The organism is Pseudoalteromonas sp. SMS1, assembly GCF_021530565.1.
Classification (GTDB): Bacteria; Pseudomonadota; Gammaproteobacteria; order Enterobacterales; family Alteromonadaceae; genus Pseudoalteromonas.
In genome coordinates this window covers 162,910-171,182 of record NZ_JAKGBI010000014.1, presented here as the reverse complement: position 1 = coordinate 171,182, position 8,273 = coordinate 162,910, and the positions used below count along the sequence as shown (strand labels likewise).

Annotated in this window: 6 protein-coding genes and 3 tRNA genes; 2 read left to right on the top strand and 7 right to left on the bottom strand. The window is 43.9% G+C overall.

Features of this window, described 5'->3' with window-relative positions; genetic code table 11:
* Positions 1 to 19: 19 nt before the first annotated feature.
* The 4 genes from L1286_RS15770 to orn form a co-directional block, all read right to left on the bottom strand.
* Positions 20 to 95: transfer RNA gene (locus L1286_RS15770), tRNA-Gly, on the bottom strand.
* Between the two features lie 122 nt (positions 96 to 217).
* A tRNA-Gly gene (locus L1286_RS15765) sits at positions 218 to 293 on the bottom strand.
* A 124-nt stretch (positions 294 to 417) separates the two neighbouring features.
* Positions 418 to 493: transfer RNA gene (locus tag L1286_RS15760), tRNA-Gly, on the bottom strand.
* Positions 494 to 591: 98 nt separating this feature from the next.
* Complete coding sequence (gene orn, locus L1286_RS15755; RefSeq protein ID WP_235408008.1) at positions 592 to 1,137, bottom strand: oligoribonuclease; 546 nt, start codon at positions 1,135 to 1,137, stop codon at positions 592 to 594.
* 174 nt (positions 1,138 to 1,311) lie between these two features.
* Between orn and rsgA the strand changes: the two genes are divergently transcribed.
* Together rsgA and asd are read left to right on the top strand one after the other, a co-directional pair.
* Entirely contained in the window at positions 1,312 to 2,364 is a 1,053-nt protein-coding gene (gene rsgA, locus L1286_RS15750) for a small ribosomal subunit biogenesis GTPase RsgA (protein ID WP_235408007.1), read from the top strand.
* A 77-nt stretch (positions 2,365 to 2,441) separates the two neighbouring features.
* A complete protein-coding gene (gene asd / locus L1286_RS15745) occupies positions 2,442 to 3,305 on the top strand; it encodes an archaetidylserine decarboxylase (protein WP_235408006.1) in 864 nt (287 codons plus the stop codon).
* Positions 3,306 to 3,344: 39 nt separating this feature from the next.
* Here asd and L1286_RS15740 read toward each other — a convergent pair whose 3' ends face one another.
* The 3 genes from L1286_RS15740 to L1286_RS15730 are packed head-to-tail and all read right to left on the bottom strand — an operon-like array spanning position 3,345 to position 8,270.
* Entirely contained in the window at positions 3,345 to 4,139 is a 795-nt protein-coding gene (locus L1286_RS15740; protein WP_235408005.1) for an outer membrane lipoprotein-sorting protein, read from the bottom strand.
* 20 nt (positions 4,140 to 4,159) lie between these two features.
* On the bottom strand, positions 4,160 to 6,508 hold the full coding sequence (locus L1286_RS15735; protein WP_235408004.1) for an efflux RND transporter permease subunit: 2,349 nt from the start codon (positions 6,506 to 6,508) through the stop codon (positions 4,160 to 4,162).
* Entirely contained in the window at positions 6,498 to 8,270 is a 1,773-nt protein-coding gene (locus L1286_RS15730) for an acyl-CoA dehydrogenase family protein (protein ID WP_235408003.1), read from the bottom strand. Before L1286_RS15730 ends, L1286_RS15735 begins: the two co-directional genes overlap by 11 nt.
* Positions 8,271 to 8,273 lie beyond the last annotated feature (3 nt).

The following is an 8,273-nucleotide window of genomic DNA, read 5'->3' as shown; positions in this document are numbered from 1 at the left end:
TGGAATAAAACTGAGAGTTTGGAGCGGCACACGAGGTTCGAACTCGTGACCTCGACCTTGGCAAGGTCGCGCTCTACCAGCTGAGCTAGTGCCGCTTCATAGTTTGCTCTGAATTGTCCGTGAAGTGCGACAGGTCGCGTCTCACATTCTTACAGCTGAGCCAGTGCTGCATCAGAGGTTTATTCGTTATTTAGTCAGTAGAATAAAACTGAGTGTTTGGAGCGGCACACGAGGTTCGAACTCGTGACCTCGACCTTGGCAAGGTCGCGCTCTACCAGCTGAGCTAGTGCCGCTTCATAGGGTTACTCTGAATTGTTCACTGGAGTGCGACAGGTCGCCTCTCACATTCTCACAGCTGAGCCAAAGCTGCATCAGAGGTTTATTCGTTATTTCACCAGTGGAATAAAACTGAATGTTTGGAGCGGCACACGAGGTTCGAACTCGTGACCTCGACCTTGGCAAGGTCGCGCTCTACCAGCTGAGCTAGTGCCGCTTCATACCCGCTTAAAACTTGCCTCAATACGTATTGAGCTTGTCCTTTCAAGCGGGGCAGGATTCTACAAGATACGAAAAGCTTTGCAAGTACTTTTTTTAAATTTTGAAGAATTTTTGCTGATAGACCTTCAATTCCATGATGGAGTCTTTGATATCATCCAACGCCAAATGCGAGCTTTTTTTCTGAATATCATTCAATAATTCTGGGCGCCAGCGACGTGCTAGCTCCTTAATTGTACTCACATCTAAATTCCGATAATGAAAATATGCTTCCAATTCCGGCATGTATTTGTGTAAAAAGCGGCGATCTTGACCAATTGAATTGCCACACATGGGAGATTTTCCAGGTGGCACCCACTGTTTTAAGAAATCGAGCGTTTCTTTAACAGCATAAGCTTCATCAAAAGTACTCGCTTTACAACGTGCAGTTAGACCCGAACGACCATGCTGATTGGTACACCACTCATCCATGTTGTCCAGTAAGTCATCGCTTTGATGTATAGCAATTACAGGGCCTTCCGCTAACACATTAAGATCAACATCAGTGATCACCGTCGCGATTTCGAGAATTTTATCTGTTTTAGGTTCTAGCCCTGTCATCTCTAGGTCGAGCCATACCAAGTTTGATTCATGAAAAGACATACACTACCTTAGCGGTACTTTCCTTTAGATCCAATGCAATTAGATATATCATATTAGCTTCATCACTCGACCAAAAGCTTTTTTTTACAAAGCGGGGCAATTTTATTGAGTTATAGCCTATGAATGGCTTATACACCAATCATTCGCAATAATTCGTCTCGTGAGTTTATTGATATGGCAAAACGTAAAAAACTCAGTCATGGCCAATCCCGTAGGATTAAGGCCAACCAACAAAAGCGTTTGGCTAAGGCCAAACACAATGAAAGCGCTGATCTGCAATGGCAATCAGACAACTTAGGCCCCACAGAAAATGCGACTGTTGTCAGTCGCTTCGGTCAGCATGCGGATATCGAAGTCCAAGATGGCGAAGTGCTGCGCTGTAATATTAGACGTACCGCTGGCAGCTTGGTGTGCGGCGATAATGTTATTTTTCGCCGTGCCAAAGTCAGCGAAGGCGATCTGGCAGGTGTTGTTGAAGCCGTAGAAGAACGTCGCTCACAGCTCACGCGCCCTGACTTCTACGACGGTGTCAAAGTGGTAGCTGCAAATATCGATCAGATCCTCATGGTGTCCGCGGTAGTGCCTGAATTTACTCCGCACATCATTGATAGATACCTGGTCGCATGCGAAGACATGGGCATTGAGCCGATTCTTATCTTGAATAAAATCGATCTGCTCGATGACGAAGGCCTTGAATACGTCAATGACGTGCTCGATATTTATCGAGAATTGGGGTATCAAGTCTTGCTTGTCAGCAATAAGTCAGGCGTTGGTATTGAAGAACTAAAATCTCTGTTAGTCGATAAAAACAACATTTTTGTTGGCCAATCAGGGGTTGGAAAGTCAACACTCGTCAATACAGTGCTGCCTGATGCCGGTATTTTAACGCAGGAAGTTTCTGAAAACAGCGGCCTAGGTCAGCACACCACCACCGTATCAAAACTCCACCATTTGCCGAGCGGCGGAAACCTAATTGACAGTCCAGGGATCCGCGAGTTCGGACTTTGGCACTTGGATGTAGAACGTGTGACATGGTGCTTTAAAGAGTTTAGAGCGTTTATCGGTGGTTGCCGTTTTAGAGATTGCAAACATTTGAATGACCCTGGGTGCCTTATTTTGGATGCCGTTGAACAGGGTCAGATCAGTGAGCTGCGTTTTGACAGCTATCACCGCATTCTTGAGTCTATGGCGGATGGCCGTGCAGGTGCACGGGCGCCCAGAGTTTGATACCATCTACAGCCAAATTAAAATAATCAACACGGTGTTGAATATCACTTTCAACCCATTTTGTCAGGATACATAAAGTGAACTTGGATAAATTAAAGATTGCAATGCAATACGCGCTACCAAAGCACGCCATTTCGCGTTTGGTAGGAAAGCTCGCAGCAGCCCAAGCTGGTGCGCTTACTACCCAATTAATTAAAGTATTTATAAAACAATACAAGATTGATATGAGTGAAGCTTTGCATGAAGATCCTGCACATTACAAAACCTTCAATGAGTTTTTTACGCGCCCATTGAAGCCCGGTATTCGCCCCCTAGCTGACGCACAAAACATCGTTGCACACCCTGTTGATGGCGCGATCAGTCAACTAGGTGACGTGGTTGACGGCCAAATTATTCAGGCGAAAGGCCATGATTACAGTCTACAGACTCTTCTTGGCGGACAAAAAGAAGATGTTGCTCCGTATTTAGGCGGGAAGTTTGCAACAATTTACCTTGCCCCTAAAGACTATCATCGCATTCATATGCCGGTAGATGGCACGTTAAGAAAGATGATCTACGTACCTGGTGATTTATTTTCAGTTAACCCGTTAACTGCTCAGAATGTACCTAACCTATTTGCTCGTAATGAACGAGTTGTCGCTATCTTTGATACTGAGCTAGGCCCTTTGGCCATGGTACTTGTTGGTGCCACCATAGTGGCCAGTATAGAGACGGTCTGGGCTGGGACGGTAACCCCTCCTGCCGGGAAGGACATTTTTAGTTGGCGTTACCCTGCTGAAGGCGAACAAAAGATTACCTTGAAAAAAGGTGAAGAAATGGGTCGCTTTAAACTGGGTTCAACGGTGATATTAGCGTGGGGTGCTGATCAAGCCGATTTCTTAGCAGATCAACTACCTGAAACGGTTACAAGAATGGGGACGCCCTTCGCAATGACAAAATAATAGACGGGCCCCAACGCTGTTGGGGCCCGTTTCTTTAAACTACAAGCGAATGCGCTTTAACGCCGCTTTACTAAACTCTTTATCTCGGGCACCGAGTCCGAATTGATAATCCGAACTCTTTAACACCGTCACACTTTTTGTTTGGTGATTGGTCATTTCCAGAATATGAGCACGCCAGTAGCTGTCTTCATACAGGTGATAGTCTTTCGCTAACAATGTTTTTAAATGGCTGTCTTTTTTGTCGTAAAATTCGACTTTGAGCACTCTAAAGTGCTGCTTGTCGAACCAGGTCAGTAAGCGTTTATAGCCCGAATATTTACTCTTAGGATAGCTTTCTACAACATGACATTCCTGTTCATTAAGCGTGTCATCTTTGATGTATAAATAGCTGTAATCCTCCAGCTCTCTACCACCAATGTCTTCAAACGCGAATTCACTACCAACAAAAGGTCCTGACTTGTTGCTTGATGCAATGCGTTTCACGCGCTTCAGCGCTGGTAAATACAACCATTGCTCATTGTCCTCACCGAATTTATTATGTGTGAGCAGCGCCGTACCTCTTTGATCTGCGGGTGAATTAAAAACGAGGACACTTTTATCCCCAGCTTGACCACTGCCTTCCATTGTTTTAAATGAAATTTGGCGCGTAGAGCTTACACCACTTTTGTTGGTCAAAATCATTTCTACTTTAGATTTAACATCTTTAAATCCATCGTCTTTTTGCTCTGCCTTCGTCGCGATTTCTAAGCCCTTTTCAAAGTTTGTCTGAGCCAGTCCTTGCTGACCAAACAAAATCAATGATGCACCAAATATACAGCTAGTCACATTTTTCATATCTGTCCTTAAAATAAGAGTTATGAGGCCAATTCACCTTCCGCTTTTGAATCAGAGGTTGCAGCCTCTTTGTCTCGATCAAATAGCATCAGTAATGTTGGTAACAATAGTAAATCGGTCAACAGTGCAATGAATATCGTTAACGCGCACATTAGACCCATATCCGCACTGAGCGTAAATGGCGAAATGCAGAGCACTAAAAAGCCAATACATAACACGATCGTCGTGATTACGATTGCTTCACCACTGTGTAAAAAGCTGTATTTCACCGCTGCTTCTGCGTTTTGTCCTTGTCTTCTCGCTTGCAGATACTTACTTAAGAAATGAACCGTGTCATCCACCACAATACCCATAGTCATGCCCATGACCATCGACAAAGCAAGTCCAACCTCTCCGACAAAAATGCCCCAGATGCCAAAAGCAATCAACGCAGGTAAGATATTCGGTATGAGGCTCAGTAACCCAATCTTAATCGACCTAAAGGTCACGACAAGTATCAAGGAGATCAGTGCAAGACCAGTGAAAACCCCTTTCAATAGACTTTCTATGTTGCTTTTTTGCACATAGATAAACATCATGTTTTGGCCAGTCCCTTTTGTCCACATATGCTCCGGCGCATTTTGTTGTAACCATGAACGTATGCCTTCTTCTAATTTAAAGACTTCAACATCAGAAAGCTTATTGATTGACACGGTGAGCTTCGTTGCTGATTGTTCCATATCCACCATATTATTTAGCCCCAATCCATAAGGCAGAGACAGCTCATATAACAGCAAGTACTGCGATGCTAAGGTTTTGTCCTCTGGTAAAGTATAGAGAGCTGGGTCGCCGCCATTCATATTCTGATTCAGGCGCTTCATTATGTCAGTAAAGCTCGCCACATGAACCACACCTGGTTGAGCCCTTATCCACTGTGCTAGCCCTTCCAAAGTGCGCATATATTCTGGATCAACAACGCCATAAGCATGTTCAGCTGCGATCTTATAGTAAATGGTTTTAACGCCCGTAATATGCTGATCAACAAAATCAATGTTTTGTCGATATTCTGTTGTTTCATCAAAGTGGTTAAAGTTGTTGTCATTGATAATATTCTTCAATAAAAACGCAGACAAAGTCACAGACACAAGCGCAGACAAAGCAAAAACAGGTTTCTTTTTAGCGATTAAGAAATCTGCAAAAGCGCCCATATTTACCACATTGCCACCTTTTACTTTGGTGTTTTTAAATAGCAACAACAAAAACGGTAAAAGACAAAAAACAAAAATGACAGAGTAAGCAATGCCTGCTGAAACCACATTTCCTAATACGCCAAATGGGGGAGTTGCACTGAAATTTAAGGTCATAAAGCCAATAATCGTCGTCGCAGAGGCTAAGATGATCGGCTTAATATTCATCGTCAGTGAATTGATGAGCGCTTGCTCGTTTGACGTCGTCAGCTTAAGTTGATTACAGTATCCTTGAATTAAGTGAATACAATGTGCCACCGTCAAAGCGAGGATCATAATAGGTCCAGACGTACCAATCGCTGTAAACGTCACATCAAATGCCGCGATAAAGGCGATTCCTGATAGTGCTGATAACAAAATAACCACCAGCGTAATAAACGAGGCATTAAAGCTACGATAAATCAAAAACAGAATAGTTAGGATCACAAGTAGCATCACGACATAAAGCTTATTATTCTCTTTACTTGCTTCTGGATGCGCCATGCTGAGCATGTTGCTGCCTGCTAAATAAAGTTCTATGTTCGGGTGTGACTGCTCGTATTTGGCGACCATTTCACGAACAAAGCCTACCGCTTCAGGGACTTCCGTTGTTTTACTCAAGCCAGGTAACTCTGTCGTAATATTGATCCCCGTCACCGTACCATCGGCATTAATGATTTTATGCAAGATCTCAGGCTGTTGCAGTGCAATTTGACGCCGCTTTTCAATGTCGCTGGCTGACAACTGAGCTGGAGAATCAAATAACCCCTGAACCAGTAGATCATCCCCATCAACCCACGTGTATTGATAGTTAACAATGGAATCGACACGTTTTGAAAATGGCACCAACCATGACTCTTCCGTGATTTGTTCAATGACCTTGAGCACTTCAGGCGTAAATACATCGCCCTGCTTGGGTCGAATTGCAATGAAGATGTTGTCACTTTTATTAAATGTGTCTTGCAGCTTGTTAAACACAATCATATTTGGGTCATCGTCATAAAAAAATGACTTGTAGTCAGAGCTGATCTTGAAGTTTTGAAACCCCAATAAGGTGACGGCGAATAAAACCAAGGACATCAAAGCTAATATTTTTCGCTTAGCCACAAAAAACTGTGCTACACGATAGGCCAATTCTTGATTCATCGTTGACTCATTTTGCATGGCTCCCTCCTAAATCTAAGTCTCCATCAGCAAAGTGCTCATGAACGCCGATATGATAATTTACAATTGAAAATGCACGGTCACCATCAGCAAGCGCTTGCATCACTGCAAACGCTCGTTCGTACAACTCGCTTGGCACAGCACATTCATTGGGTGAGGCTAACAAACGATTTAAGCACACCGCGGCCCAAGACAGATCAGTAAATGATTCTGTAAAGTCGGTGTATAAGATGGTACTTATTACGTGTGACGCCATCACAATCCGTGCTGCACGAGCACTCAGCTCAAACGACTCTACACTTGAGAAGTAATGATGGCCAAGTGCTGATTTTGCAGAGGATTCATCATCAATTAGGCGTGTCAATTCAATCGCCAGAGCTTGTCCCTGCGCTATAATAGATTGGGTTAATAGCTCATCCATGCCCAGAGCAGATAGGCGCTTGGGTAGGCATGCAACATGATTGGTAAGATTCAATAACGCACATTCATATTTGCCACTGACCACACTAATTTCGTTTAAACGTACAGCTGGCAAATCAGCATTGAAATCATATAATGCTTTGACGCAATCTTCCTCAACACTAGAGACACCACATTGACCTAATATGGCACTTAACTGGGCAGTGATATTATTCAAATTAACTTGCTTATTACCATCCACAAAGCCCGTACAGCTTATGTCTCGATAAAGCTTTTGGAAAATACCAAAGTAGCAGTCATCTCTTAAATAAGAACGAGCACCGAGCACGTCTCTGAGCGAGTTCATGGTTGACTCATAAGTATGCGGCACATGATATTTTGCAACTGAAGACAAAAAGCTCACATTTTTTGGCGTCACATGTACACTGCGAGAAGATACCATTAGTGCAATGTCGCCATTTAATACATCGGCAAATGCATCAACCAGTGCGCGACGCGTGATTGGTTGCTCACAAACTGGTTTGCCAAACAGTGTACGTTTATTTGCAAACGTCAGCGCAACCCGTAATGACGTATCCACCAATGCATTAGCAAAAGCAGCGACACCAATACGACACACATGCTGACTACACAACATGGCTTCTAAACCGCGACCTTGCGCCCCTATCACGTGATCCGCACGAGCATTGTCAAGACGCACACCGCTGAGATCCATTCCCCTTAAACCCAGTAAACGCGTTCTTGGCAACACTTGAAACTGCTTCTGCGGTACACTTTTCTTATCCACGATGAACATTGTATGGGCGCCTGGCCCTGACTTGTTTTCGTCTCTGGCCAGCACGACAACGAGATCGTTCTGATAACAGTGGCCAATTGGCCACTTTTCACCGGTCAGATAATAAGCACCGTCATCCACACGAAATGTGGTTTGGTTTGCCACAATGTCACTGCCAATTGCTTTTTCGGAAATCCCCCAAGAAATCCCCTTTCCCTTCATGGAAGCATCTGAGTAATATTGCTTTTGCTCATCACTGCCCTTGATGAGGACACTGATATAGCCGATAAAATGCAAGACAAACTGCAATGCCACAGTGGGGTTGCGCTGAGACAATAACCGAATCACATACATGATCTGTGGAAAGTCAGTCATTTTCCCACCGAATTCATGCCATACCGTGTAGTCATAGATACCACACTGCTTTAGGTGCTCAACGGCTTCTCTTGGAAATTCATCCAGATCATCCAGCCGCATCATATTTTTGAAAGACAAAACGCCGTCATCATCAAATGGGCAACCAAGCCCATTTGCTAGCTCACTTAATTCCTTAATAAGCGACAACATAAA